Origin of the sequence: Streptomyces sp. NPDC001068, from assembly GCF_042897315.1 — a bacterium.
Taxonomy (GTDB): domain Bacteria; phylum Actinomycetota; class Actinomycetes; order Streptomycetales; family Streptomycetaceae; genus Streptomyces.
On the sequence record NZ_JBIAYD010000003.1, the window covers coordinates 428,932 to 454,250 of the forward strand.

The following is a 25,319-nucleotide window of genomic DNA, read 5'->3' on the forward strand; positions in this document are numbered from 1 at the left end:
CGGAATCGACTCGGCCGTCCCCGGGTTAGCGCTGCCGCGAATCCGGGGACGGCCGGGCGTGCCCTACGGCGGGTGCCGTCGGAAAGGCCGGTCACGGCGTCGGGGTGCGGGCCCCGCGCCCGGCCCGCTACGGGACGGGCGCCGTGCGCGGCTGGGTGAGCTGGGCGGCGAAGAGGTGGGCGTCGAGGAGGGCGGTGTCGGTCGTACGGGCGGCCTTCGCGTACCCGTTGAGCATGCGTTTGGTCAGGACGAGCGCCTGCGGCGAGCGTCGGGCGAGGGGTCTGGTCCAGGCGGTGACGGCGTCGTCCAGCCGGTCCATCGGGGCGACCTTGTGCAGGAGGCCCAGGCGGTGGGCGGCGGCGGCGTCGAAGTCCTCGCAGGTGAGCATGAGTTCGCGGATCCTGGCGGCGCCCGCCTCCGTGATCAGGCGGCCCATGGCGCCGCCCCAGGCGGGTGCCAGTCCGAGGCCGACCTCGGGCATGCGGAAGCGGCAGGTGTCCGCTCCCACGCGCAGGTCGCAGTAGGCGGCGAGCGCCAGGCCGGCGCCGATGACCCTGCCGTGGAGCCGGGCGACGGTGACGGCGTGGCTGTCCTCCAGGGCCTGGCACAGGCGCTGGGCCTTGTCGGCGATGCGCCGTACCGCGGTCCCGGTCGGGTCGGCCGCCAGGGCGTCCTGGAACTCACCGCGGTCGGCTCCCAGGCAGAAGTCCTCCCCCAGCGAGGAGAGCACCAGGACGCGTATGTCGGGTTGTTCGTGGAGGTCGTCGAGGACGGCTATGAGCGCGTCCAGCACGGCGGCGCTCAGGACGTCGTCCCGGGCGGCCGGGTTGAGCCGGACGTGGAGGACGGAGCCGGTCCGGGTGAGTGCCAGGGGTGCGGATTCGGAGGAGCGCGCGGGCCCCGGTACGGCGGCGGACCGGGCGACGGCGGACACGATTGGCGAGTTCATGCCAGTGATACATCCAGGTTCAGGAGGCGCCTGAACGCCACTCTCGACGCCTGCGCCGGGCGGCGGACGAGGGTGAGTCTCGGCAGACGGGTGATCATGTGGCGCAGCAGGGTCTGCGCCTCCAGCCGGGCGAGGGGGGCGCCCAGGCAGTAGTGGATGCCTCCGCTGAAGGCCAGGTGGGTCGCCCCGCGCCGGGGGTCGAAGGAGTCGGGGCCGGTGAACCGGGCGGGGTCGCGGTGGGCGGCGCCCACCATGAGGTGGACCATCTCCCCGGCGCGGACCTCGGTGCCCTCCAGAACGCAGTCCTCGGAGGCGACCCGGCTGATCACATGGGTCGGCGGGTCGTAGCGCAGCGCCTCCTCGACGAACGCGGGCACGAGGTCCGGGTGTTCGGCGAGCAGGCCCCAGCGGCCGGGGTCCTCGACCAGCAGGAGGGTCATGGTCGACAGCAGGGTCGCGGTCGTCTCCAGAGCCGCCAGCAGGACGAACAGGGCGAGGAAGTACACCGCCTCGTCGGCCTTGTCCTGGTCCGGTTCGAGCTCGTCCCAGGTACGTATCCAGCGGGAGACGGGGTCGTCGCCGGGGTGTCCGCGCCGGTCGCGGACGAGGGCGAGGAAGTAGGCGCGGAGCTCGGCCATGGCCGCGTCGGAGCGGGCCAGTTGGCTGGCGTTCGGAAGGAGCTCCTGGGTGAACACCTGGTCGTGGGTCAGTTCACGCAGCCGGGGCCAGTCCGCGCCGGGCAGTGCGAGCCAGTCGCCGATGGTGGCCACCGGCAGTTCGTCGCTGACCAGTGCCGCGAAGTCGGCCTCCCCGTCGCGCAGACGCTCGTGCAGGGTGTCGAGAAGCCGGTCGACCACCTGGCTCACCCGGCGGCCGATCTGGTCGATGGTGGTGCGGTCGAAGCTGCCCGCCGACCGGCGCACCCGGGTGTGCTCCGGAGGGTTGAGCGCGGGCAGGGTTCGGCTGATCTCCCGGGAGGAGGGGGCGCTCCAGCGGGTGCGCGCGCCCTGTTGCTCCCGCCACCTGGTGTCCGGTTCGAGCCACGCGCCACTGCGCAGTACGCGGTCGCACGTGCCGTAACCGGTCACGAGGTGACCGCCCCAGGGCGCGGGGCTGACATCGCCGCGCGCCCTGAGTTCGGTGTAGATAGGGAAGGGATCGGCCTGTCCTTCAGCCGTCCGAAGACGGGAGAACAGGGAGATGACGGTCCGACGGTCCGATGACGGAGTCGTGACGCTCCCCACGATGGCGGCTCCTTTCTGCCAGCCGCCATCCGTACCCTCCGGATGATTGAAGCATCCAATAACACATTGCTTTCATAGGGTTACTTGCGTCACTCGCCATTCATCCAGGCGCGGAACCGGCTGAACAGCCCGCCCTTGGGGCGCGGTGCGGCATGCGTCGGCCGACCGGCCTGGACGGGCTGCGAGAAGGCGGCGGACGGCTGCGGCACCGCGGCGGAGGACGGCGCCACGGGCCTGGTGCCCGCCGCGGGCGGCACGGTACGAGGGGTGTACCGGATGGGCACGGTCACCAGCGAGCGGCTCCACGGCGTCGCCACCCACGCGAGCTCCTTGAAGGGGACGCGCACCTCGACGTCGGGCAGCCGGTTGAGGAGCGACTCGACGGCGGTGGCCGCGATCATGAACGCCGGATCCTTGGCCGGGCAGGCGTGCGGGCCCGCCCCGAACGCCAGATGAGCCTTGGAGCTGAGCTTCTCGCGGTGTTCGGTCAGCCTCGGATCGGTGTTCGCCGCGGCGAAGGAGATCAGCACCGGGTCGCCCGTCCGGAGCGTGCGGTCTCCCAGCTCGACGTCCTGGGTGGGGTAGTGGGCCGCGTAGTTGGCGATCGGCGCGTAGTTCCACAGCGTCTTGACGACCGCGTCCTCCACCGGCAGGCCGCTCGGCCACTCGTCGTCGAGGTACAACGCGGTGCTGGTGCCGATGGACGCCGTCAGCGGCGCGGTTCCCCCGGAGAGCAGGGTCACCAGCTGGTGGAGCACCTCCTCGTCGGTCAGCCGGGCGGAGTGCACCATCAGGCGGGTGGTGAGATCCTCGCCGGGCTCCCGGCGCTTGAGGGCGATCAGCTCGGCCAGCGCGCCGCCCAGCGTCTCGTCGGCACCCGGGGTGCCCTGGAAGATGCCGGTGATCCCGACGATGACACGGTCGCCGATCTCGGGCGGGCAGCCGAACAGGTCGCCGAAGACCAGCAGGGGCAGCGGCTGGGCGTAGGCCGCCATCAGCTCGGCCTGGCCGAGCGCCTCGGAGCTGAACCGGCTGATCAGGTAGTCCGCCGACTGCTGGGTCAGCCGCACGAGCCGGCCCTGGTCGACGGTGGCCAGGCTGTCCGTGACCGCCTGCCGCAGCCGGGCGTGCGCCGCGCCGTCGCTGAACAGGGCGTTGGGGCGGTAGCCCATCATGGGCAGGGCCGGGCTGTCCCCGGGGACCCGCCCCTCGTTCAGGGCGTTCCAGCGGCGCGAGTCACGCACGAACAGGGTCGGGTTCTGCAGGATGTACAGACTGGCGTCGTAGCTGGTCACCAGCTCGACCTCGACGTCCGGCGCGATGTCGACCGGGGCGCTCGCCCCCTGGGAGCGCAGCCGGGCGTAGGTGCTCTCGGGGTCGGAGCCGAAGTCCGTCCCGTACAGCGGGACGTTGCCGTGTGCGGGGCAACCGGCCGGTATCCCAGCCGTGTCGAAGGGCTGTTGCATGCTGGGCTCCTAGCCGAGTGAGGACAAGAGGTGCTTCACGAGCGTGATGAGTGCCTGCATCGAGGAGTCCTGGTCACGGACGTCGCAGTCGATGACCGGCGTCTCCTCGGAGATGTTGAGCGCCTCGCACACCTCGGAGAGCGGGAACTGGCTCTTCCCGTCGAAGGTGTTGACGCCGATGACGTAGGGCAGACCGAACGCCTCGACCAGGTCGAGGACGGGGAACGTCTCCTCCAGCCGGTCGGGGTCCACCAGGACCAGCGCCCCGAGCGCTCCCCGGGACAGGCCCTCCCACATCTGCTTGAACCGCTCCTGGCCGGGGGTTCCGAAGATGTAGAGGACCAGGTCCTCGCTGAGGGTGAGACGCCCGAAGTCCATCGCCACGGTCGTGGTGGTCTTGTCCGGGGTCTCGGAGAGGTCGTCGAGGCCCTCGCTGGCCTCGGTGATCTCCTCTTCGGTCTGGAGCGGCTCTATCTCGGAGACACTTCCGATGTATGTGGTCTTCCCGACCGCGAAGTGGCCCACGACCAGGACCTTCACGGAGCGGGAGACGTCGGGATCCAGATACACGGGACTACGCTCCGGTTCGAATTCGCATCAGGCCGTCGAGCACGGCGGTGAGCAGGACGGGGTCGTGGCGTTCGGCGTGGGGTACCGGATTGCGCACGTGGATCAGGCCGTCCTCGGCCATCTGCGCCAGCAGGATGCGGATGATGCCCAGCGGCAGTTGGGTGTGGGCGGCGACCTCGGCGACCGAGAGGAAGCCGACCTCGATCAGGTCCATCACCGTTCGGGCCTCGGGCGCCAGCGTACGAGCCGTCGCCAGGGCACCGTCCTGCGCCGTGATGATGGTGGTGTGCTCGTACTCGCTGTCGCGGGGAAGGGCACGCCCCTGCGCGATGACGAAGAGTGGGACTAACGGGGTCGTGAGCTCCAACTCGGCGTCCAGGTCGTCGTCATGCATCGCCCGCCCTCCCTCCCCGAGCGCCGGATCCCGCGGTGAGCGCGGGCATCGTGTCGCTCAGACGTACGGTGAACTCTTCGATGTCGCAGCCGTGCTCGGCTGCCGCCGCCAGGAAGGCCCCGTCGCCGGCCGCGATCAGGAACACCCAGCCGTGCTCGAACTCGATGACCGTCTGGATCCAGGCGTCGTCCTGCCGGCCGCCCGCGAACGGCGCGGTCGCCCGGCTGTAGGCGTGGATGCCGGTCATGGCCGCCGAGATCGTGTCCGCGAGGTTCCGGCCGATCCCGGCGCTCGCCCCGCGGGGCAGTCCGTCCGCACCGAGCAGCAGGGCGTGCAGGGCTCCCGGTACCGAGGCCACCGCCTTGTCCAGCTCCGCGAGCAGGAAGACCGACCCGCCCTCCGCGCCACGCGGCGCCGAGGGGTCGTCCCCGGCCTGGTCCGCGTCGCCGGCGCTCACCCGCGGCGGGGCCGTGAGGTTGTTGCCCAGCCGGGAGACCAGCCGGTTCATCCGGAAGGAGAGCTGCTCCATGTCGACGTCGGGCTCCGCGGCGGCGGCCAGGTAGGCCCCCTGCCCGGCCCCGATCAGGAAGACCCAGCCGTGCTGGAACTCGATGACGGTCTGGATCCACCGCCGGTCCGGCGACGGTCCGGCGAAGTGGGCGGTGGCCCGGCTCAGCGACTGCATCCCGGCCATGGCGGCCGAGATGGTCCGCACGTCCTGGCCGGTCAGGCCGTCCGTCGACCCGCGCGGTATGCCGTCCGCGGACAGCACCACCGCGTGCCGTGCTCTGGGCACGTTGTCCACGATGTCCTGGACCATCCAGGACAGGTCTGGCGTACTCATGCGTTCTCGGACCCTCCGGGCGTCGGGGCGTCAAGGGAGGCCGCGTCACGCGCGGTCTGCGTACCGCGCTGCAGGGCGGCCAGGCTGCCGGCACCGCGCCGGGCACTCCGCCGCGGCGGCTGCTCGGTACCGGTGGTGATCCCGGTGGGCGACATCCGGGAGCCGCGCTTGGGCAGGCCGCCCGCGGTACGCGCCGGCCTTCCGGTCTCCATCGGCCGGATGCTGCTCACGGGCGCCTCGGCGGCCGGCGGCAGTGTCTCCTCCATGGTCCACAGCTCCTCGGGCAGCAGGACGACGGCTCGCACGCCGCCGTACCGGGAGACGCCGGTGACATCCACCGTGAAACCGTGCTGACGGGCGATCAGGCCGATCACCGGGAAGCCGAACTTCGGCTGGGTGCCCAGCTGGGACAGCCGGGGCAGGTTCTCGCCGGACAGCAGGGCGGTCGCCCGCTGCCGGTCCTCGTCGCCCATGCCGACACCGGCGTCGTCGATGACGATGCAGAGGTTCTTCTGGACCTGCCGGAACGTGACCTCGATCGGCGCGTCGGCCTGGGAGAAGCTGGCCGCGTTGTCGAGGAGTTCGGCGACCGCCAGGGCGACCGGCGCGACCGCGGAGGCCTTCAGCGCGATGCCGCTCGGCTGCATGATCTCGACCCGCTGGAAGTTGCGGATCTGGCTCTGCGCGCTGCGGACGACGTCGTAGACGCTGGCGGGCTGGTTGCGGCGGCCGAGCGGCGCTCCGCACATGACCGCGATGCCCTGCGCCTTGCGGGCCATCTGGGCGTTGGCGTGGGTGATGTCCATCAGGTCGGAGAGGACGGCGTGGCCGCCGTACTCGCGCTGGACCCCGTCGAGCAGGGTGGTCTGCTCGGCCGCGAGGCTCTGCAGGAACCGGGCGGCACCCTTGAGGACCGCCTTGGTGTTCTCCTCTGCGGCCTGCTCCGCCTCGCGGATGACACCGTCCTGCTCGTCCCGCAGCTTGACCAGGTCGACCTGGACGCGGTCGAGTTCGCCCTGGGCATACCGCAGCCGCGCCTCCAGCGCGGCCTCGGACTCCTTCTTCCTCCGCCCCAGGGCTCTGCTGCGGAGGACGAGTGCCACGACTGCGGCTGTGGCTATCACCGCTATCGCAACCAGGCACCAAAGAAGCACGTCTTGAGTCATGGAAACCTTTCCCGGCGCGTGGCATGTGGGCGTCAAGGGGGGTACGCCTCGCAGGATCCGCAACCCGTCCAGGGGACCGCATCGCCGATGGGTGCGGAGAGCTGACCGCGTTCACCCGCAGCGTCTGAGCAAAAGTGGATCAAGGTCGCAGACGGCGGAATGCTATCACCGTCAACTCAGGTACCAGACTTCACACCTTCGGGTTTCACAGGGTCAACATGTCCACACACAAAGGACGTTGACATCGTCGCGCCGAAGGGGCCGGAGCGGGGCGCGGCGGGGCCCGCGCCACCGGACCGAGGAGTCCGACCGGCACGTCAGGGCCGTCGAACGTGAACACGGTCCGCCGCCTCCGTCGAGCCGTCGTACGTCCGACGCCACCGCGCCGGGAACGGCCGGCGCGGTCCGCCCGACGCGAGCCGCCCCTCGCGGCCTGCCCCGCGAAACGGCGGACCGGTACACAGAAGACCCCAAAGCTCACTGTGAAAAGTCGAGGACGGTTCCGGTCCGTCGCGCGGAACGCGGCTGCCGGCGACGGCCACCCGCGACCGACCGGCACAAGTACCGGACGACCACCTCACATGGGATGAACCGTGTGGTTTGATGCGCGGGCCGCGACCGCGCGCCGCGTCCTCCCGTGCGAGGAGGCCGCCTGGGGCGCCGGAGCGGCTCCGGGGAGGGCGGTCGCGTGGGGAGCACGGTCGTGGGGCTTTCGGGTACCGGGCATCGGAGGGGGTTTTCGTCGTGGGTGCTGACAGACGCAGCGGTATACGCGGGAGATGGGCCGGGTGGCGCGGGCTGGTGCTCGCGGTGGCGGGCGCGCTGACGGCGGGGCTGGTCGGCGTGGGAGTCCCGCAGGCGCGGGCCAGCGAGACCACCGGGTCGGTGGACACGCTGCGGACCGGCTGGGACCAGGGCGAGGCAGGCCTGAGCGCGGCGGACGTGCGGTCCTCGTCGTTCGGGCAGTTGTGGAGGGCCCCGGCCCAGCTGGACGGGCAGATCTACGCGCAGCCGATCGTGGTCGGCGCCACGGTGGTGGCGGTCACCGAGAACAACATGGCCTACGGCCTGGACCGGACCACCGGCGCCGTGCTGTGGCACCGGAACTTCGGGCCCGCGTGGCCGGCCGCCACGCTCAGCTGCGGCGACCTGGCGCCGAACGTGGGCAGCACCGGCACACCGGTGTACGACCCGGCGACCGGCGCGGTCTACCTGACGACCAAGGTGAACGACGGCCCCAACGCGCTCAACCCGCACTGGTACATGCACGCGCTCGACCCGGTCACCGGCGCCGAGAAGCAGGGCTTCCCCGTCACGATCCAGGGCTCGGCGTCCAACGACCCGAGCCAGTCCTTCCTGCCCGCGTACGAGATGCAGCGGCCGGGACTGCTGCTGCTCGACGGGGTCGTGTACGCGGGCTTCGGCGGGCACTGCGACGCCAAGCCGTACCGCGGTTACGTGGTCGGCGTCAGCACCACCTCGCCCTCGGTGACGTCGATGTGGGCGGCGGAGACCGGCGCCAGCAACAGCGGCGCCGGCATCTGGCACTCCGGCGGCGGGCTGGTCTCCGACGGCCCCGGCCGGATCTTCGTGGCCACCGGCAACGGCGTCAGCCCGGCCCCCGGCCCGGGCAGCTCACCGCCCGGCACGCTCGCGGAGTCCGTGGTCCGGCTCCAGGTGCAGGCCGACCAGAGCCTGAAGGCCACGGACTTCTTCAGCCCGTCCAACGCGCCGACGCTGGACCAGCAGGACACCGACCTGGCCTCCGGCGGCCCGGTGGGCCTGCCGGACGGCTTCGGCACCGCCTCCCACCCGCACCTGATGGTGCAGCAGGGCAAGGACGGCCGGGTGTTCCTGCTGGACCGCGACCACCTCGGCGGCCGCTCCCAGGGCCCCGGCGGCACGGACGCGGTCGTCGGCGTCACCGGCCCGCTGAAGGGCCAGTGGGGCCACCCCGCCGTCTGGGGCGGCGACGGCGGCTACGTGTACGTCGTCGGCAACGGCGGCTCGCTGACGGCACTGCACCGCGGTGTGACCAGCAAGGGCGACCCGGCGCTGAGCGTCGCGGGCGCGAGCCAGGACTCCTTCCCCTACACCAGCGGCTCGCCGGTGGTCACCTCCGACGGGACGCGCTCGGGCAGCGCCCTGGTGTGGGTCGTGTGGTCGGGCGGCCCGACGGGCGTGGGCGCCCAGCTGCGCGCCTACGACCCGGTGCCGGACGCGAACGGCGTCCTGAGGCTGGTGTGGTCCGCCCCGATCGGCACCGCGCCCAAGTTCGCCGTCCCGGCGACCGACGGCAACCAGGTCTTCGTCGGGACGCGGGACGGCAGGGTCTACGCGTACGGCAACCCGGTCGGCAGCCCGCTCAGGGGCGGACCGGTCGAGTTCGGGACGGCGCGGGTCGGCGACACCGCGAGCACCGACGTCGTCCTGACGGAGAACCAGAACCCCTCCAGGGCGCTGACGATCAGGTCGGTGAGCGTCGAGGGCCCGTTCACCGCGGACACCTCGTCGCTGCCGGCCTCGATCCCGGCCGGCGGGCAGCTCACCGTACCGGTCACGTTCAGGCCGACCGCGGTTCTCGGCGCCAGCGGCACGCTCACCGTCGCCACCGGCGCGGGCACGTTCGCGCTGAGCCTGCACGGCGTCGGGACCAGGGCCGGGCTGGCCGCCTTCCCGGGCACGGTGTCCTTCGACAACCAGCCGACGGGGGTCGCGGCCACCGCGAACGTCCAGGTGACCAACACCGGCACCGAGCCGGAGACCATCACCTCCGTCACCCCGCCCACCGGGCCGTTCAGCGCCGACAACCTGCCGAGCGCCGACCCCGCGGACCCGACGGTCCTCCCGGCCCAGGGCTCGGTCGTGCTCCGCGTCGGCTACGCGCCGACGGCCACCGGCCGGCACTCCTCGTCGGTCACCCTGACGAGCACCAGCGGCACACTGACCATCCCGGTCGAGGGCAACGCGATCAGCGGCAAGGGACACCTGCTGCTCACTCCCCCGTCGCTGGCGTTCGGCGGGGTCACCCGCGGCACGTCGGTCACCAAGTCGTTCACCATCACCAACTCGGGCAACGTCCCGGTCACCATCACCAAGGCGAAGGCGCCGGCCGGCGTGTTCACCAGCGCGGACCCGCTGCCCGAGGGACTGGTCGTCGGGCCCGAGCAGAGCGTGCGGCAGACCGTCACCTTCGCACCGGCCACCGTCGGCGCCTTTTCGGCGTCCTACGAGATCACCGGCGACGCCGGGCAGGGCGCGATGCTGGAGACGGTCACCGGCACGGGCACCCCGCCGCCGGCCCAGCTCGGCACCCTGCTGGCGCGGGACGCCTCCGGCACGCTGTGGCAGTACCACGGCACGGGCGTGACGGCGGCGCCGCTCGCCAAGCGCCTCGCCGTCGGCCCCGGCTGGAACACGTACAACCTGATCACCAGCGTCTCGCGGGTGATGTCGGACGGCAGCGGCTCCGTCGTCGCCCGCGACACCACGGGCACGCTGTGGCTGTACCAGGGGACCGGAAAGGCGACGGCACCGTTCGCGGCCCGGAGGAAGGTGGGGCCGGGCTGGGGCGGCTACACCGCGCTGACCGGCACGGGCGACCTCACCGGTGACGGCAGGGCCGACCTGGTCGCCCGCGACAGCGGGGGCAGGCTCTGGCTCTACCGCGGCACCGGCAACGCCGCCGCCCCCTTCGCCGCCCGCACGCAGATCGGCACGGGCTGGAACACCTACTCCAGGCTGACCGGCGCGGGTGACGTGACGGGTGACGGCCGGGCCGACCTGGTCGCCCGCGACACCGGGGGCGTCCTGTGGCTGTACCGGGGCACCGGCAAGGCCGCCGCGCCCTTCGCCGCCCGCACCAGGATCGGCACGGGCTGGAACACCTACGACGCGTTCGCCGGACCGCGCGACGTCACCGGCGACGGCAGGGCCGACCTGCTGGCCCGCGACACCACGGGCACGCTGTGGCTCTACCCGGGGACCGGGAAGGCCGCGGCGCCGTACGCGGCGCGCGTCAGGACCGGACCCGGCTGGAAGATCTACAACTCCCTCGTCTGAACCCGTCCGAACCAGCGGTGCGATGACGGGGGATCAGGCCGGCGTCGCCGTCGAGTCCCGGGGCCCCCGCCCTGTCGGACCCCGGGGCTCCCGTCCTGTCGAGCCCCGGGGCTCCCGTCCTTCGCGACAGTGAGGGCGAGCACGTGGTACGTGCTCGCCCTCGGTCACGCCGGGTGGCGTGCCGTACGGAATGCCGCGGTCAGCCCCGCGCGGGCGGTACGACCTGGACGGTCCTGGAGGCCGTGACCGGCGCGAGCGAGCTGTCGTCGGTGTAGGGACGCATCGAGTCGTTGGTCACCGTCACCGTCACCGAGCCGGCCTTCAGCGCGGTCAGGATCCGGGTCCGCGGGTCCAGGATCGCGACCTTGCCCTTGCGGCGGGCGTCGTCGACCGCGTCCTGGCCGGTGCCGATCGCCAGGTTCGACGAACCGCTCCAGTGGACCGACATCGGGTACCGCAGCGGCACCACCCGCGAGCCGTTCGCGACGCCCTGCGGCTGCACGATGCTGCCCGACAGCCGCGCGGTCGAGCCCGCCTCGACCGACTCGGGGGTGTCCAGCGTGATCGACTGCGCGAAGGCCCGCACATCGGCCTGGAGCCACTGCTGACGCGCGTTGCGGTGCGAGTCCACCGACCAGTCGACCCAGCCGGTGAAGCCGCCGCGGTCCGGGGTGCCGTACGGGTCCTTGCCGGAGGACGGCAGCACCACGTACGGGACGCCCTCGAGGTGGTGGACGTCCGCGATCTGCGCGTGGGAGCCGACCATCACGGCGCCCTTGCCCGAGTCGTCGCGGAAGTCGGTCAGCAGGTTCTCGATCAGCGCGGCCTCGTCGCGGTCACCGAGCTGGCTGGACTTGGTCTCGGCCGGGTCGTCCACCGGGTGGTGGGCGAAGACCGCGACGTTGTCGACCGACTTGTCCTTCTTGGCGTCGGCCAGCGCCTGCTGGAGCATCGGGAGCTGGTCCCAGGCCGTGCCGCGCAGCGATCCCACGGAGCTGGCCAGCAGGATGAAGCGGGTGCCCTTGTGGTCGAACGTGCGGTAGGGCCTGCCGAACTCCGCGGTGAAGTTCGTCAGGTCCTGCTGGACGTTGTTCAGGCCGTAGGACTCGTGGTTGCCCGGCACGTAGTAGCAGGGGATGGAACCGGCGTCCGGGTCCGGGGCGCTGTCGGCGGGCGGCTCCTGGCCGACCGGGATCAGGTCGCAGCCGGCGTCGGTGAGCACCTGGCGGGCGAGCTCGAGGTCCTGCGGCAGGCCGCGGTCGGTGATGTCCCCGTTGAGGACCAGCAGGTCGGGGTGGGTCTTGCGGATCCGCTGGACGGCGGCCGTGGCGACCTGGGTCAGCGTCGGGTTGTCGGCGGTGAACTGCACGTCCGACAGCGTCGCGAACTTCCAGGTGCTGCTGCCCTTGAGCAGCGTGCCGTCGTCGGAGACCAGCGGGTCGGGCGCGAGGTCGGGCTGCGCGGGCAGGTCCACCGGCGTCGGGACGTCGGCCTCGATGCGGTCCAGGACGAACGTGCCCGCCTTCTGCTGCGAGACGCTGGTGTTGATGCCCTGGAAGCCCGAGATCGCGATCGGGAACTTGGTCCCGGCCGGGACCTGGAACGTCGCGTACTGCCAGTCGCTGCTCGCGGACAGCCCGGTGCCGTACAGGCCGACGCTCTTGCCGCTGGAGTCGGTGTAGGCGAGGTAGCTCAGACCGCTGGGCACGCTGATGCTGGACTTGAGCCGCACCCGCAGGCGCAGCGGCTGGCCGGGCACCTCGACGCGCTGGGAGGACGTGATGCCGACGTTGCGCATGGCGTTGAAGTCGATCCGCAGGCCCTCGGGGGCCTGCGAGAACGTCGTGGCCGCGGTGCTGTTGTTGCGCCAGCGGGCGAGCACGTCGTCGTCGAAGTCGTAGACCGTCCTGGTCTGCACGCCGATCGTGATCGGCAGCTGCGCGGTCACACCGCCGGCCGTGATCTTCAGGGTCGTGCTGGCGTTGGCCAGCGGGGTGATCCGCAGCTTGCCGTCCACGGCCTTGATGTCGACGACGCCGTGGTCGTAGTCGAGCGAGAGGTCCTGCGGGTCGATCGGGGCCGTGTAGCCCTCGGCGTCGCGGCCGGTCACCGCGACGGTGGCCGCGTCGTCGGGCGTCACGCCGGCGATCGACAGCAGCTTGGAGGACGGCTCGACGCTGGTGAGCGGGCCGAGGACGGAGACCGTCGCGTGCCCCTCCACGCCACCGGCGTCGGCGTCGACCGTGATCGGGCCGTGCGCCTGGGGGGCGGTGAGCGTGGCACCCTCGACGGTCGCCTCGCGCGCGGACCACCGCACGGAGTCGGGGTCGACCGTCACCGGCGTCTGGTGGTTGTCCACGCCCTGTGCGGTGAACGTGCGGTGCAGCCCGGGGAAGACCTTGAGGCCGCCGTCGGCCGAGACCGCGCCGGCGGTCGGCTTGACGAGGAGCTGGTGCAGCCGGCCGTCGCCCTTGGAGACGAACACGCCGACGCCGTTGGTGTTGCTGCGTTCCTGACCGTCGGACGGGGTGTTCCGGATGGTCACCTGGTCCTCGCCGAGCGGGCGGGCGACCATCTCGCTCGAACCGCCGCTGTCGAGGACGACGGCGGTCTGCACGCCCTGCGCGACCATGTCGTGGGCCACCTTGTCGAGCCCGACGCCGCCCTTGCCGGTGCCGCCGGGGCCGTTCCACTCGCCGAGCACGAGCGTGTGCCCGCCGTCCTTGAAACCGAACGAGGTGCGCGGGGAGATCGAGGTGGTCAGGCCGGCGCGGGCCTTGCCGTCGGAGACGATGACGCCCTCGCCGTTGCCGCCGTGGCCGAGCGCGAACTTCATCGTCCTGGCAACGTTGTCGGACAGCTCCCAGTCCAGTGCCGCCGGGTCGCCGGGCTGCAGCGCGCGGATCGCGGCCGCCGAGGCGCCGGTGCCGACCAGGTAGAACCCGTCGTCCGGGATCGCTCCCGCGCCCGCGGGACCGTTGGGGGTGACGGACACGACCTTGCCGTCGCGGACCAGCACCTCGGCGAGGTCCTGGTCCACGCCGATGAACGGCCGGTTGCGGCTGTAGGTGCCCCACGCGGAGGTGAAGGCGACCATGCCGCCGGCGGGGACCGGGTGGGGCTCGGGGTCCGCGGCGTTGACCGACAGGAGCTTGTGGTCGGTGCCGCCGAAGTTCGCGGACGCGTCGACCATGACGTTCACCAGCTGGGCGATGCCGTCCTTGCTGACGCCGACGTGCGGCTGCACCGGGGCGGCTTCCGGACCACCGAGGTTGGTGGTCTTGAGCAGCTTGCCGTCCTGGATCTCGGCGCCGTGCGCGGCGGTGGAGTTGCCCAGGTCGTAGAAGTCACCGTTCACCCCGGCGACGGCACCGGCCTTGTCGGCGACCCCGCTGAGCGGGCCGCCGGAGGCGACCGGACCGGCGGTCAACAGGTCCGTGCTGACCGCGCTGTTGGACAGGTCCACGGTCAGGAACCGCGCGTCGTACCAGCCGCCCTGGTCGAGCGCCTGCACGTGCTGCAGGCTGACACCCGGACCGATCTTCTCGGTCGTGTCGACCAGCGGTATGCCGCCGGTGACGGGCGCGGGCGTGCCGCCGTCCGCGTACGCCACGGCGGGAGCGGCCGCGAGCGCGGTCGCCGTGGCGAGCACCACGAGCAGGGTTCTTGCCCGTCGATGGTTCGTGACCATCACATTCATGGAAACCTCGGGTCGGAGGAGGGCGCGGAGGCCACGCCCCCGCTACGCCCGTGGCGGATCACGGGTGCGAGAGCCGATTAGAGGGAGCCAGTGCGGAGCGCACATGAAGTCTTCACATTCAGCCAATGAACCCTGGCTGTGATGTCACTTGCGCGGTAAGGGGGCTGACACCCCGTCGGGTCGCCCGCCAGGGGATCCACCGGGGGCGGCGGTCGCGAGCGCGCCCTCTCCGCTCGCGGTACCGGTCGCACCGCCGAGGGCCGTGCTCCCGTCCCGGGGCCGTTCCTACGCCCGACCGCCGAACCACATCACGGACAGCACCGGCCGGACGAGTCCGAGCACCTTCCTCAGATCCCTGCACCGGCTCCCTGGTCGCCGATCACTCCCAGTGCAACGTCCGGGCCACGGTGTCGAACAGCTCCACCATCTGATCCGCGAGCGGATCGATCGGAGTGGAGAAATTCAGCATCAACCACCGCTCGCTCGCCGGAATCGGCACGTAGTACGTGAGAGTCGTCGTAGGCATGGTGTTGCCGAGCTCTGTCTGGGGGTCCGCTTCCTTCCTGCGCCGGGACCGCGCTGCCTTGCCGGCGGCCGGAAGATGTTCGACACTCACCTCGCCGTACCTGCCCTGGCCACCTGTGGCCAGGTGCTCCGCCAGCTCTTCGGCATCGGAGGTACGCGGCCACTCGTCCGGCGCCGGGATGCTGACCAGCAGTGAGGAGGCAAGCGGGACCGGACCCACGGAGAGCGTGGACAGGTACAGCTCGGTTCCGCCGACCTTGTACGCGTCCTTCGCCTTCCGCTGGATGTCCCGCATGAACTGCTTCTTGAGGTGGGGCGCATCGTCCACGCCGCGGAACGTCAACTCCGCGAGAGCCACGATGGCACGGTCACGGTCGTCCGGTGGATCGAGCGGGAGCTGGAACCAGCCGTCCGGCACGATGACGCGGTAATCCCCGGGCGGCGAGGAGAACTGCTCTGCTGTCTTCATTCGGCCCCTCCGCCGGCCGGGGCCGCCAAGCCCCCTGTGGAGAGCGGAGTGAGCCGCATGGAGCGTACGGCCTCGTCGGCCAACTCCGTGATCTCTTCCGTACGGGCGATCTTCTCCCAGGTCACTGTGACGACGACCAGGGTTTCCATGCGGGGCGGAAAGACAGCGTAACGAATGTATTCGGTCAGCTTCCGGCCGAACCCGAGTCTGCGCTTCACCTCCAGCATGGACTGGACCCGGACCGCCGGTCCGGCGGGCAGATCGAGACGGGTGATCTGCGGCTCACCGGTGACCCGGGCGTTCCCCCACTCCAGCAGCAGGGGGGTGACCTCCTCGGCGGTGGGCCGGGGGACGCCCTCATCGCCATAGCCCTCGACCATGAGGCCGGCGAGCGCCTCCCCCATCTCCGTGTAGTACGCCGCCGCGAGGACTGGCACATCAGCGTTCAGGCTCACGGCCCGTTCGACCATGTCGTCGAAGACCGCGCTTTTCTCGATCTCCAGGCCAAGTGGATTGAGGCGATTCACCACCTCTGTGGCCAGGGCCTTGGCCTCGGCCTTCGTGCCTTCCTGAAGCGTCAGGTCGATCCAGCCCGGCTGGAATTCGAAGATACACTCGAAGGTCTCAGCCAGCGGGGCGCCATCGCTCGATGCGGTCACGTCTCTCCCTTTCAGCGGAGCATGATCGTCCGCTCAGCCCAGGAGCGGGTCGAGGTTTCCGTCCAGGCCCAGCCCGCCCAGCGTAATGCCAGCCCCGACGACCGACATGCGGCTGGCGGTCCGCGAGATCCGATTCAGCGCGCCGGTGTCGAATTGTCCACCCAGTGCCGCCGTTCCCATTTTGACCGACTTGAGGTCGGACGCCACACCCGGATCGGCCATGGAGAAGGACTTGGGAATTCCCTTGAGCAGACTTCCGCCGCCCCGCGCGCGAAACTCGTTCCAAGCCTGGTTGTAGTTCCCGTTTCCGGGCTTCAGAGCCTTGAGGTTGTCACTCCAGGCCCCCTTGGAGAACGGCTCGGTGAAAGGCTCCTTGAGGGAGTTCCAGACATCAGCCTTGTCCAGCTCGAACTGCTTTCCGGACAGCCGCCGAAGATTCCTATTGGCCCGACCCACCTGACGGGCGGTGCGAGCAGCCCCAGCCCTGCCAAGCCTGCCCAGCGCACCCTTCGCGAACTTTCCGGCGATCTTGGAGAAGCCCTTGCCGACACCCATCATCAGGAACCCGAGTGCAGCCATCCCCAGGTCCATCCACTCTGCGTTTCCTTGCAGCACCTGAACGAACGTCGCAATGAAGTTGATGAGGGTCGCGATCATCGCAATGGCACCCAGTACGCCGGCCAGGGCCTGCCCGATCACCGGAATCCAACCGACGACCAGGGACAGAATTCCGCAGACTGTGGCAACCCAGGACGTCACGTCGGCGATTTCCTTGACCAACGTGTCCCAGTAGCCGTCCTTCAGGGAGTCGTGGTTGATGATCGCGTCGACGGATTCGGCAGCGCGCCTGGCCGCGTCATCACGAATCTTCGTCGCCTGGCTGATTCTCTCGCGGGCAGTCTCGATCTCATCCTTGGCAGCGTCCCGTTGCGCCTCGTAACCCTTGCGGTCCTTGTCGACGTCCTCCTTCTTGCGTCCCTTGCCGGACAGGCCGTCCAGACTCTTCTGCGCGGCCCCCTTGCGCTCCTCGGCGTCCTGGGCATCTTGCAGGGCGGCGTCGGCGATCTCCTGGGCACGGTTGAGATCCGAGGCGTAGTTCCGGGAACTGGCGTGCAGCTTGTCCTCGTAGCCGCCGCCCACATCGACGACCGTGGAGCCGACGGCCGTCGCCGCGGTGTCGTACCGCTTGAGGGCGGCCTCCAGTTTCTTGACGTTTCCTCTCGCCCTCTCGCGGAACTCCTTGCCCGCTTTGCTGTCCCAGGCGTCGACCTCGACAACCGCCTTCAGATTTTTGATCTGACGCTCGAGCTCGTCGGCTGTCTTACGCAGAGTCTTGCCCAACGACGCCAGTCGGTCGGGGTCTCCAGGAACCGGATCACTCTCCGCCACCGGATGCCAGTCGCGTGGCCTTCCTCCCACGGCCTACTCCCCCTTCACCTTCGAGGCCCGGGAACTCCGAATGGCCTCCGCCAGCTGATGATCGATGTCCTCGTAGGCCTTCGCAGTCGCCTTCGCAATACTCGCCAGCGCGTCGACCTCGCCGGTCAGCTTCTCTCTGCTGATCTCCCAGTTGTCGGCGAAGTCCTCGAACTTGTGCGCAAGATGGGCATCACCGAAGTCATCCGAGTAGTCACCGATTTTGCCGATACCGTCGAACGCCTTCTTGATGCTGTTGAGTCCCCTGCCCATGCTCTCGATCACGTCGAGATCAAGCTGTTGGTGATCACCTTCGCCGGCCACAGCGCCCCCAAGATGTCGCGTGTCTCACCGCACCCTTGGTGCGGTTCTCGATGGACTCGTCGTCGTACCCGCCGAATGCCTTCAGTCGCTGCGGTTCGGCCTCCCCCCATGGCCTGATTGATGCCGCCCACCCGGTCGCCCACCGGCCGTCCGCAGGAGCAAAGATCCTACGGGAGGGCGCTGTCGAGACGACCCACGTTCCCGGGCCACGACAGAAGGTGACCATGCCAACTCATAGAGGCCTGCGAAGGACTCACTCGTGGGCCGGAGGACCGGATCCGCAGGCCATAGATCCTGAGAGGAGAGTCGACCGGTGCAAGAGCGAGCGCCGCAACCCGAAGAGACGGAACACCTCGCCGCTCTCCGGGCCGCGCAAGCAGAGCATCTGCGCGCCCTTCCGGAATCAGCACGTGTCTCGACGGGTTCACGCCCTCGCGGAACACCCGAGACCGGTACCGGTCATCGCAGGAACGCGGTGGCTCCCGGGGGACCGCACGGCAGTGGCCTCGGGCGCCTGAGAGCAGTAGGGCCGCGTGCCCGTTCACGAAGGCCCGGGGGACAGGCGGCCGGGCGTTGGGCGTCTCGTGGCCCGAGTCTCGCCGGATCGCTACGGTTGAGCCATGACCGCACTGCCCGACTGGATGCGCCCGCCGCGCGTGGAAGGCTGGTTCGCGGAGGACCTGGACCGCCTCCCCGAGGCGCCCCGCCACACCGAGCTGATCGACGGAGCCCTCGTCTTCATGATGTCGCCAAAGCGGTCCTGGCGCGGCCGCCTCGTCACTTCCCTCACCACCGCACTCATGGCCACCGCACCCGCCGGTTTCGAGATCGAACGTGAGATGACAATCCGCCTCGACGAGCGAAATCGCCCGGAGCCGGATCTGCTCGTGACGACCGCCCCCTACGACCCGGACCGCACGTGGTATTCACCGGAAGAGGTCCGGCTCATCGTCGAGGTCGTCTCACCCGAGTCCGCCCACCGCGACCGCACCGTGAAGCTGCACAAGTACGCAGAGGCCAAGATCCCGCACTACTGGTGCATCGAGGACGAGGACGGCGCCCCCGTCGTGCACGTCTACGAACTGGACGAACCGACCGGAGCCTACGCACCCGCGGGCATCTTCCGGGGCACTCTGAAGCGCCCGGTGCCGTTCGGGATCAGCCTGGATCTCGACACGCTCACCCCGCCGCGGGGCGACTAGAAGTCGCCCGCGCATCGGCCCGGGGAACGCCGAAGGGGCCGGGCTGCCCGGAGCCCGGCCCCTTCTGGTCCGCGCGGTCGGCGGAACACCTGGCGCGGTGACGGACCGCTCACACGTTGAAGCGGAACTCCACCACGTCGCCGTCCTGCATGACGTACTCCTTGCCCTCCATGCGGGCCTTGCCCTTCGCGCGGGCCTCGGTGACCGAGCCGGTCTCGACCAGGTCGTCGAAGGAGATGACCTCCGCCTTGATGAAGCCCTTCTGGAAGTCGGTGTGGATGACACCGGCCGCCTCGGGGGCCGTGGCGCCCTTCTTGATGGTCCAGGCGCGGGATTCCTTGGGGCCGGCCGTGAGGTACGTCTGCAGGCCGAGCGTGTTGAAGCCGACCCGGGCGAGGGTGGCGAGGCCGGGCTCCTCCGCGCCGACCGACTCCAGCAGCTCCAGCGCGTCCTCCTCGTCCAGCTCCGCGAGGTCCGCCTCCAGCTTGGCGTTGAGGAAGATCGCCTCGGCCGGGGCGACCAGGGCGCGCTGCTCGGCCTTGAAGGTGTCGTCGGTCAGCTCGTCCTCGTCGACGTTGAAGACGTAGAGGAAGGGCTTGGTGGTGAGGAGGTGCAGGTCGTGGAGGAGCTCGGCGCGCTCGGAGCCCTGGAGGATGCCCTGGGAGAACAGGGTGTCGCCCTTCTCCAGGATCTCCTTGGCCTCCTCGACGGCCTTGACCTTGGGCGCCACGTCCTTCTTGATCCGCGACTCCTTCTGCAGGCGCGGCAGGACCTTCTCGATCGTCTGCAGGTCGGCGAGGATCAGCTCGGTGTTGATCGTCTCGATGTCGTCCTTCGGCGAGACCTTGCCGTCGACGTGCACGACGTTCTCGTCCTTGAAGGCCCGGATGACCTGGCAGATCGCGTCGGACTCACGGATGTTCGCGAGGAACTTGTTGCCCAGGCCCTCGCCCTCGGAGGCGCCGCGCACGATGCCCGCGATGTCGACGAAGTCGACCGTCGCCGGGAGGATCCGCTGCGAGGAGAAGATCTCGGACAGCTTGGCCAGGCGGGCGTCGGGGACGCCGACCACGCCCACGTTGGGCTCGATCGTGGCGAACGGGTAGTTGGCCGCAAGCACGTCGTTCTTGGTCAGGGCGTTGAACAGGGTCGACTTGCCGACGTTGGGCAGGCCGACGATTCCGATCGTGAGCGACACGTTGCGACTTCCCGTAGTGAGTGGGTGAGTGAGCCGGAGGCTGCTGCCGGCGGGCCGGCCGATCCACCAGTTTACGGGGTTCGGGCGCCCTGGCCGGCGGCCGTGTCGAACACCTGGACAGGCTCTGCTCTTCGGCTTGGTTTCGGCGTGTCTGGGGTGCGACTGAGCACATTAACCGACCTAAGTTGGTCCGGTGGAGCATCACAGGACCCGTCCCCGTCAGCACGGACAGCGCCGTGGCGCCCCCCGCCCGCCCCTGCCGCCGCAGGCCGGACGGAGACCCGCGGCCGAGCGCCGGCCGGCCCCGGGCGGGTCCCGTCCGGCGGCCGCCGCGGGGCCCCGGCAGCCCTCGGGCCCCCGGCTCACCGGTCTGGGCGGCGGCCTGTTCTGCGTGACCGCGATGTTCCTGCTCGGCTTCCTGGACGACCTCCTGTTCGGGGCGTCCCTGACCGGGTACGGCGTGCTGTCCCTGCCGGTGTGCGCGCTGACCGCGCTGTGGGTGCGCGGGAGCGATCTGCTGACCGCTCCCGTCGTCGTCCCGATCGCCTTCGCCGCGGGGCTGCTGACCGTCGCCGACGACGGCGGCGGCGGTTTCCTCGGCGGTGTGATGGGCCTGGTGACGGCCCTGTCCACGCAGGCCGGCTGGCTCTACGGCGGCACGCTGGTCGCCGGGCTGATCACCGTGGTGCGCCGGATCCGGATGATCCGGCGCAGGCGCCGCGGCTGAGCGACCGGCCCGCCCCGACCGGTCCCCCGGCTGTCGTGAGCCGCCCGCCGCTACCTGGCGTGGTGGGCGGCACGCATCGCCGCGCCCACGATCCCCGCGTTGTTCTGCAGCTGGGCCGGCACGATCTCGGCCTTGACGCCCTCGATGTAGGGCAGGAACTTCTCGGCCTTGCGGCTCACGCCGCCGCCGATGATGAACAGGTCCGGGGTGAACAGCATCTCGACGTGGGCGAGGTACTTGGTGACCCGGTGCGCCCAGTGCTCCCAGCTGAGGTCGTTGTCCTCCTTGGCCTTGCTGGACGCCTTCTTCTCGGCGTCGTGGCCGTCCAGCTCCAGGTGGCCCAGCTCGGTGTTGGGCACCAGCTCGCCGTCGGTGAACAGGGCGCTGCCGATGCCTGTGCCGAAGGTGAGCAGGATGACCACGCCCTTGCGGTCCCGGCCGGCGCCGAACTGCATCTCGGCCACACCCGCCGCGTCGGCGTCGTTGACCACCGTCACCGGAAGGCCGCCGAGGCGGTCGCTGAACAGCGTGCGCGCGTCGGTGTCGACCCAGCTCTTGTCGACGTTCGCCGCCGTACGGATGTGGGTGCCGTCGCTGATCACTCCGGGGAAGGTGAGCCCGACCGGGCCGGTCCAGCCGAAGTGGTCGACCACCTGCTTGACCCCGTCGGCGACGCCGTCGGGCGTCGCCGGATGCGGGGTGAGCACCTTGTGGCGCTCCTGGGCCAGGTCGCCCTTGTCCAGGTCCACGGGAGCGCCCTTGATCCCGGAACCACCGATGTCCACGCCGAAGATCTGCATGGCTCCACGTTACGTCGTACGACTGACAGTCACGACGCCGGACTGCCCGCGGTCACACCGTCGTACGAGTGCGGGGTCAGGCCCCGGTGCCGCTGCCGCCGCGCTCGGCGACCAGGGCGGCCGCCTCTTCGCGCAGGTCACGGCGGAGTTCCTTGGGCAGCGAGAAGGTGATGGACTCCTCGGCCGCCTTGACGATCTCCACGTCGCCGTAGCCGCGCTCGGCCAGCCACTCCAGGACCTCCTCGACCAGCACCTCGGGGACGGAGGCTCCGGAGGTGACGCCGACCGTGGTGACCCCCTCGAGCCAGGCCTCGTCGACCTCGGCGGCGAAGTCGACCAGGTAGGCGGCGCGGGCGCCGGCCAGCTTGGCGACCTCCACGAGGCGCTTGGAGTTGGAGGAGTTGCGGGAGCCGACCACGATGACCAGGTCGGCCTCGGCGCCCATCTGCTTCACGGCGAGCTGACGGTTCTGGGTGGCGTAGCAGATGTCGTCGCTCGGCGGGGAGATGAGCTGCGGGAACTTCTCCTTCAGGGCGTCGACCGTCTCCATGGTCTCGTCGACGGAGAGCGTGGTCTGGGAGAGCCAGACGACCTTGGACTCGTCGCGGACCTCGACCTTGGCCACGTCGGCGGGGCCGTCGACGAGCTGGATGTGGTCGGGGGCCTCGCCGGAGGTGCCGATGACCTCCTCGTGGCCCTCGTGGCCGATCAGGAGGATGTCGTAGTCCTCGCCCGCGTACCGGACGGCTTCCTTGTGGACCTTGGTGACGAGCGGGCAGGTCGCGTCGATGGAGGCGAGGCGGCCGAGCCGGGCCTCCTCGTGGACGACGGGGGCGACGCCGTGCGCGGAGAACATCACGATGTTCCCCTCCGGGACCTCCTCGGTCCGCTCGACGAAGATCGCGCCCTTCTTCTCCAGGGTCTGCACGACGTACTTGTTGTGGACGATCTCGTGCCGGACGTAGATCGGGGCCCCGTACTGCTCCAGGGCCTTCTCGACGGCGATCACGGCGCGGTCCACACCCGCGCAGTAGCCACGGGGGGCGGCGAGCAGGACACGGCGGCCAGGCGAAGCGGTCATGCCACCCATCGTAAGGCCGCGTCCGGGGGCCGAAGAGCGCCTCCGGGTGACGATCCAGGGAAGATCGCCGCACGGCGGAGAGGGGTGCGGCACCCGCGCGCGCGTGAGGCGGGCGGGGTCCGCCGCGGGGCGGGCGCCCGCGCGGTGGCGGTCGTGTCGGTGGGCGCCGTTACTCTCGGCGCATGGCCTTGAACACGTCTGTCGAAGCGCCCGTGCCGGTCGGCGAGGTGTCCCGGTTGATCGGCGGCTGGATCGACCGGCTGGGCGCCGTGTGGGTGGAGGGGCAGATCACCCAGCTGTCCCGGCGGCCCGGGGCGGGCGTGGTGTTCCTGACGCTGCGGGATCCGTCGTACGACATCTCGATCGCCGTGACGTGCTACCGGCAGGTGTTCGACGCGGTCGCCGACGTCGTCGGCGAGGGGGCGCGGGTCGTCGTCCACGCGAAACCGGAGTGGTACGCGCCGCGTGGGCAGCTGTCGTTGCGGGCGGCCGAGATAAGGCCGGTCGGGGTCGGGGAGCTGCTGGCGCGGCTGGAGGCGCTCAAGAAGTCGCTGGCCGCCGAGGGGCTGTTCGACGCCGAGCGCAAGAAGCCGCTGCCGTTCCTGCCGCAGCTGATCGGGCTGGTGTGCGGGCGGGCCTCGGCCGCCGAGCGCGATGTCCTGGAGAACGCCCGGCACCGGTGGCCCGCGGTGCGGTTCGAGGTGCGGAACGTGCCGGTGCAGGGTGTGCACGCGGTGCCGCAGGTCGTGCAGGCGGTGAAGGAGCTCGACGCGCTCCCGGACGTCGACGTGATCGTCGTGGCCCGTGGCGGTGGCAGCGTGGAGGACTTGCTGCCGTTCTCCGACGAGCAGCTGGTGCGGGCGGTCGCCGAGTGCCGTACGCCGGTGGTGTCCGCGATCGGGCACGAGCCCGACACCCCGCTGCTCGACTATGTCGCCGACCTGCGGGCCTCCACCCCGACCGACGCCGCCAAGAAGGTCGTGCCGGACGTCGGGGAGGAGCTGGAGCGGGTGCGGATGCTGCGCGACCGGGCCCGGCGGTGCGTGGACGGGCTGGTGGCGCGCGAGGAGCGGGGGCTGGCGCATGCGCTGGCGCGGCCCGTCATGGAGGATCCGCACCGGATGCTCGACGAGCGGGCCGATCATGTCGCCTCGCTGGTGGACCGGTCGCGGCGCACCCTCGGGCATCTGCTGGACCGCGCCGACTCGGAGCTGACGCACACGCACGCGCGCGTGGTGGCCCTCTCCCCCGCCGCCACGCTGCGGCGCGGTTACGCCGTGCTCCAGAAGAGCGACGGTCACGTGGTGCGGGACCCGGGGGACGTCGAGCCGGGCGAGGCGTTGCGGGCGCGGGTCGCCGAGGGCGACTTCACGGTGCGGGCCGACGGCTGACGCCGTGCCCGGGCCGGGCGACGCGCGGTCGTCGAGCAGTCGTTGAACAGTGGATGAGAGAGGTCGGGGCATGAGCAGCAGGACGGAAGAGGCCGCGCTGTCGTACGAGCAGGCGCGGGACGAGCTGATCGAGACGGTGCGGCGGCTGGAGGCCGGCGGGACCAGCCTGGAGGAGTCGCTCGCGCTCTGGGAGCGCGGGGAGGAGCTGGCCCGGGTGTGCCGGCGCTGGCTGGAGGGGGCCCGGGCCCGGCTGGACGCGGCGCTGGCCGCGGAGGAGGAAGGGGAGGAGGCGGAGGCCGGGGACGGCGCCGGAGAGGGCTAGGGGCGGCTCGGGAGCGGGCGTCGGCGGGGGTGTGCGAGGGCGGAGGCTGTGAGGCGGCTCACCCGATCGGCGGTATTTGTTGAACCTTGAACCTTCACCGCGTATGGTCTTCCCTGTCAGCCTATCCGGACCGCGGTCCGGATGTGACGGAACACCACCCCCAGGAAGTACGCACATGTCTCTTGTTCTTGACCCCGCCGCTCAGGACCTGCTGTTCCGCGAGGCCCGCACCGCCAACACGTTCACCGACGAGCCGGTGACCGACGAGCAGGTCCAGGCGATCTACGACCTGGTCAAGTACGGCCCGACCTCCATGAACCAGTCGCCGCTGCGGGTCGTCCTCGTACGCTCCCCCGAGGCCCGTGAGCGCCTGGTGCAGCACATGGCCGAGGGCAACCAGAAGAAGACCGCCACCGCCCCGCTGGTCGCGATCCTCGCCGCCGACAACGAGTTCCACGAGGAGCTGCCGGAGCTCTTCCCGCACTTCCCGCAGGCCAAGGACGCCGTCTTCGGCGACCGCGCCGTGCGCGAGAGCAACGCCGCGCTGAACGCCGCCCTCCAGGCCGCGTACTTCATCATCGGGATCCGCGCCGCCGGCCTCGCCGCCGGCCCGATGACCGGTGTCGACTTCGCGGGCGTCCAGAAGGAGTTCCTGGACGACGACCACACCCCGTTCGTGGTCATCAACATCGGCAAGCCGGGCGAGGACGCCTGGTTCCCGCGCTCCCCGCGCCTGGCCTACGACGACGTCGTCACGACCGTCTGAGCCACCCCGCAAGCACGAGAGGCCCCCGGCGACCGCGCCGGGGG

21 protein-coding genes are annotated in these 25,319 nt (G+C 70.8%); 6 read left to right on the forward strand and 15 right to left on the reverse strand.

Annotated features, from left to right (window positions below):
• Positions 1–127: 127 nt before the first annotated feature.
• From ACFY3I_RS11340 to ACFY3I_RS11370, 7 genes are all read right to left on the reverse strand, one after another.
• Complete coding sequence (locus ACFY3I_RS11340; RefSeq protein ID WP_390860365.1) at positions 128–949, reverse strand: enoyl-CoA hydratase/isomerase family protein; 822 nt, start codon at positions 947–949, stop codon at positions 128–130.
• Positions 946–2,193 carry a cytochrome P450 gene (locus tag ACFY3I_RS11345; protein WP_390860366.1) on the reverse strand — a complete coding sequence of 416 codons (1,248 nt, stop codon included), beginning with the start codon at positions 2,191–2,193 and terminating at the stop codon, positions 946–948. The genes ACFY3I_RS11340 and ACFY3I_RS11345 overlap by 4 nt, the downstream gene beginning before the upstream one ends.
• 89 nt (positions 2,194–2,282) lie before the next feature.
• Positions 2,283–3,659, reverse strand: a complete 1,377-nt coding sequence (locus ACFY3I_RS11350) for a cytochrome P450 (protein ID WP_365294006.1) — start codon at positions 3,657–3,659, stop codon at positions 2,283–2,285.
• A gap of 9 nt (positions 3,660–3,668) precedes the next feature.
• Positions 3,669–4,229 (reverse strand): ATP/GTP-binding protein, encoded by a 561-nt coding sequence (locus ACFY3I_RS11355; RefSeq protein WP_365294004.1) that lies wholly within the window; start codon positions 4,227–4,229, stop codon positions 3,669–3,671.
• A gap of 4 nt (positions 4,230–4,233) precedes the next feature.
• Positions 4,234–4,623, reverse strand: coding sequence for a DUF742 domain-containing protein (locus ACFY3I_RS11360; RefSeq protein ID WP_365294002.1), 390 nt, complete (start codon positions 4,621–4,623; stop codon positions 4,234–4,236).
• On the reverse strand, positions 4,616–5,443 hold the full coding sequence (locus ACFY3I_RS11365) for a roadblock/LC7 domain-containing protein (RefSeq protein WP_390860510.1): 828 nt from the start codon (positions 5,441–5,443) through the stop codon (positions 4,616–4,618). The genes ACFY3I_RS11360 and ACFY3I_RS11365 overlap by 8 nt, the downstream gene beginning before the upstream one ends.
• Positions 5,444–5,463: 20 nt before the next feature.
• Entirely contained in the window at positions 5,464–6,570 is a 1,107-nt protein-coding gene (locus ACFY3I_RS11370; protein WP_390860367.1) for an ATP-binding protein, read from the reverse strand.
• Between the two features lie 864 nt (positions 6,571–7,434).
• Between ACFY3I_RS11370 and ACFY3I_RS11375 the strand changes: the two genes are divergently transcribed.
• Positions 7,435–10,695 (forward strand): choice-of-anchor D domain-containing protein, encoded by a 3,261-nt coding sequence (locus ACFY3I_RS11375; RefSeq protein WP_390860369.1) that lies wholly within the window; start codon positions 7,435–7,437, stop codon positions 10,693–10,695.
• 199 nt (positions 10,696–10,894) lie between these two features.
• Here ACFY3I_RS11375 and ACFY3I_RS11380 read toward each other — a convergent pair whose 3' ends face one another.
• From ACFY3I_RS11380 to ACFY3I_RS11400, 5 genes are all read right to left on the reverse strand, one after another.
• Entirely contained in the window at positions 10,895–14,386 is a 3,492-nt protein-coding gene (locus tag ACFY3I_RS11380) for a phosphodiester glycosidase family protein (RefSeq protein WP_390860370.1), read from the reverse strand.
• 388 nt (positions 14,387–14,774) lie between these two features.
• A complete protein-coding gene (locus ACFY3I_RS11385) occupies positions 14,775–15,389 on the reverse strand; it encodes a hypothetical protein (protein WP_390860371.1) in 615 nt (204 codons plus the stop codon).
• Positions 15,386–16,048, reverse strand: coding sequence for a hypothetical protein (locus ACFY3I_RS11390; protein WP_390860372.1), 663 nt, complete (start codon positions 16,046–16,048; stop codon positions 15,386–15,388). Before ACFY3I_RS11390 ends, ACFY3I_RS11385 begins: the two co-directional genes overlap by 4 nt.
• Before the next feature lie 33 nt (positions 16,049–16,081).
• The gene (locus ACFY3I_RS11395) at positions 16,082–17,389 is read right to left on the reverse strand and encodes a hypothetical protein (RefSeq protein ID WP_390860373.1); all 1,308 of its coding nucleotides are present in this window, start codon (positions 17,387–17,389) and stop codon (positions 16,082–16,084) included.
• An 81-nt stretch (positions 17,390–17,470) separates the two neighbouring features.
• Complete coding sequence (locus tag ACFY3I_RS11400; RefSeq protein ID WP_390860374.1) at positions 17,471–17,749, reverse strand: hypothetical protein; 279 nt, start codon at positions 17,747–17,749, stop codon at positions 17,471–17,473.
• 659 nt (positions 17,750–18,408) lie between these two features.
• On the opposite strand from ACFY3I_RS11400, the gene ACFY3I_RS11405 reads away from it, so the two are divergent.
• Positions 18,409–18,990 (forward strand): Uma2 family endonuclease, encoded by a 582-nt coding sequence (locus ACFY3I_RS11405; protein ID WP_390860375.1) that lies wholly within the window; start codon positions 18,409–18,411, stop codon positions 18,988–18,990.
• A 109-nt stretch (positions 18,991–19,099) separates the two neighbouring features.
• On the opposite strand, the gene ychF is transcribed toward ACFY3I_RS11405, so the two are convergent.
• Positions 19,100–20,188 (reverse strand): redox-regulated ATPase YchF, encoded by a 1,089-nt coding sequence (gene ychF / locus ACFY3I_RS11410; RefSeq protein ID WP_362172261.1) that lies wholly within the window; start codon positions 20,186–20,188, stop codon positions 19,100–19,102.
• A gap of 193 nt (positions 20,189–20,381) precedes the next feature.
• On the opposite strand from ychF, the gene ACFY3I_RS11415 reads away from it, so the two are divergent.
• Complete coding sequence (locus ACFY3I_RS11415) at positions 20,382–20,915, forward strand: DUF6542 domain-containing protein (protein ID WP_390860376.1); 534 nt, start codon at positions 20,382–20,384, stop codon at positions 20,913–20,915.
• 50 nt (positions 20,916–20,965) lie between these two features.
• On the opposite strand, the gene ppgK is transcribed toward ACFY3I_RS11415, so the two are convergent.
• Positions 20,966–21,715 (reverse strand): polyphosphate--glucose phosphotransferase, encoded by a 750-nt coding sequence (gene ppgK / locus ACFY3I_RS11420; RefSeq protein ID WP_390860377.1) that lies wholly within the window; start codon positions 21,713–21,715, stop codon positions 20,966–20,968.
• 76 nt (positions 21,716–21,791) lie between these two features.
• Positions 21,792–22,805 carry a 4-hydroxy-3-methylbut-2-enyl diphosphate reductase gene (locus ACFY3I_RS11425; RefSeq protein WP_365293984.1) on the reverse strand — a complete coding sequence of 338 codons (1,014 nt, stop codon included), beginning with the start codon at positions 22,803–22,805 and terminating at the stop codon, positions 21,792–21,794.
• A 173-nt stretch (positions 22,806–22,978) separates the two neighbouring features.
• Here ACFY3I_RS11425 and xseA point away from each other — a divergent pair, with 173 nt between their 5' ends.
• From xseA to ACFY3I_RS11440, 3 genes are all read left to right on the forward strand, one after another.
• A complete protein-coding gene (gene xseA / locus ACFY3I_RS11430) occupies positions 22,979–24,187 on the forward strand; it encodes an exodeoxyribonuclease VII large subunit (protein WP_365293982.1) in 1,209 nt (402 codons plus the stop codon).
• A 70-nt stretch (positions 24,188–24,257) separates the two neighbouring features.
• A complete protein-coding gene (locus ACFY3I_RS11435; protein ID WP_390860378.1) occupies positions 24,258–24,509 on the forward strand; it encodes an exodeoxyribonuclease VII small subunit in 252 nt (83 codons plus the stop codon).
• 175 nt (positions 24,510–24,684) lie between these two features.
• On the forward strand, positions 24,685–25,275 hold the full coding sequence (locus ACFY3I_RS11440; protein ID WP_390860379.1) for a malonic semialdehyde reductase: 591 nt from the start codon (positions 24,685–24,687) through the stop codon (positions 25,273–25,275).
• Positions 25,276–25,319 lie beyond the last annotated feature (44 nt).

Bases quoted from the DNA above. Each gene is read 5' to 3' on its own strand.
- ACFY3I_RS11360 (WP_365294002.1), bottom strand. From the start codon at position 4,623: ATGCATGACGACGACCTGGACGCCGAGTTGGAGCTCACGACCCCGTTA.
- ACFY3I_RS11440 (WP_390860379.1), top strand. From the start codon at position 24,685: ATGTCTCTTGTTCTTGACCCCGCCGCTCAGGACCTGCTGTTCCGCGAG.
- ACFY3I_RS11385 (WP_390860371.1), bottom strand. From the start codon at position 15,389: ATGAAGACAGCAGAGCAGTTCTCCTCGCCGCCCGGGGATTACCGCGTC.
- ACFY3I_RS11405 (WP_390860375.1), top strand. From the start codon at position 18,409: ATGACCGCACTGCCCGACTGGATGCGCCCGCCGCGCGTGGAAGGCTGG.
- ACFY3I_RS11365 (WP_390860510.1), bottom strand. From the start codon at position 5,443: ATGGTCCAGGACATCGTGGACAACGTGCCCAGAGCACGGCACGCGGTG.
- ACFY3I_RS11425 (WP_365293984.1), bottom strand. From the start codon at position 22,805: ATGGGTGGCATGACCGCTTCGCCTGGCCGCCGTGTCCTGCTCGCCGCC.
- ACFY3I_RS11380 (WP_390860370.1), bottom strand. From the start codon at position 14,386: ATGGTCACGAACCATCGACGGGCAAGAACCCTGCTCGTGGTGCTCGCC.
- xseA (WP_365293982.1), top strand. From the start codon at position 22,979: ATGGCCTTGAACACGTCTGTCGAAGCGCCCGTGCCGGTCGGCGAGGTG.
- ACFY3I_RS11340 (WP_390860365.1), bottom strand. From the start codon at position 949: ATGAACTCGCCAATCGTGTCCGCCGTCGCCCGGTCCGCCGCCGTACCG.
- ppgK (WP_390860377.1), bottom strand. From the start codon at position 21,715: ATGCAGATCTTCGGCGTGGACATCGGTGGTTCCGGGATCAAGGGCGCT.
- ACFY3I_RS11435 (WP_390860378.1), top strand. From the start codon at position 24,258: ATGAGCAGCAGGACGGAAGAGGCCGCGCTGTCGTACGAGCAGGCGCGG.
- ACFY3I_RS11350 (WP_365294006.1), bottom strand. From the start codon at position 3,659: ATGCAACAGCCCTTCGACACGGCTGGGATACCGGCCGGTTGCCCCGCA.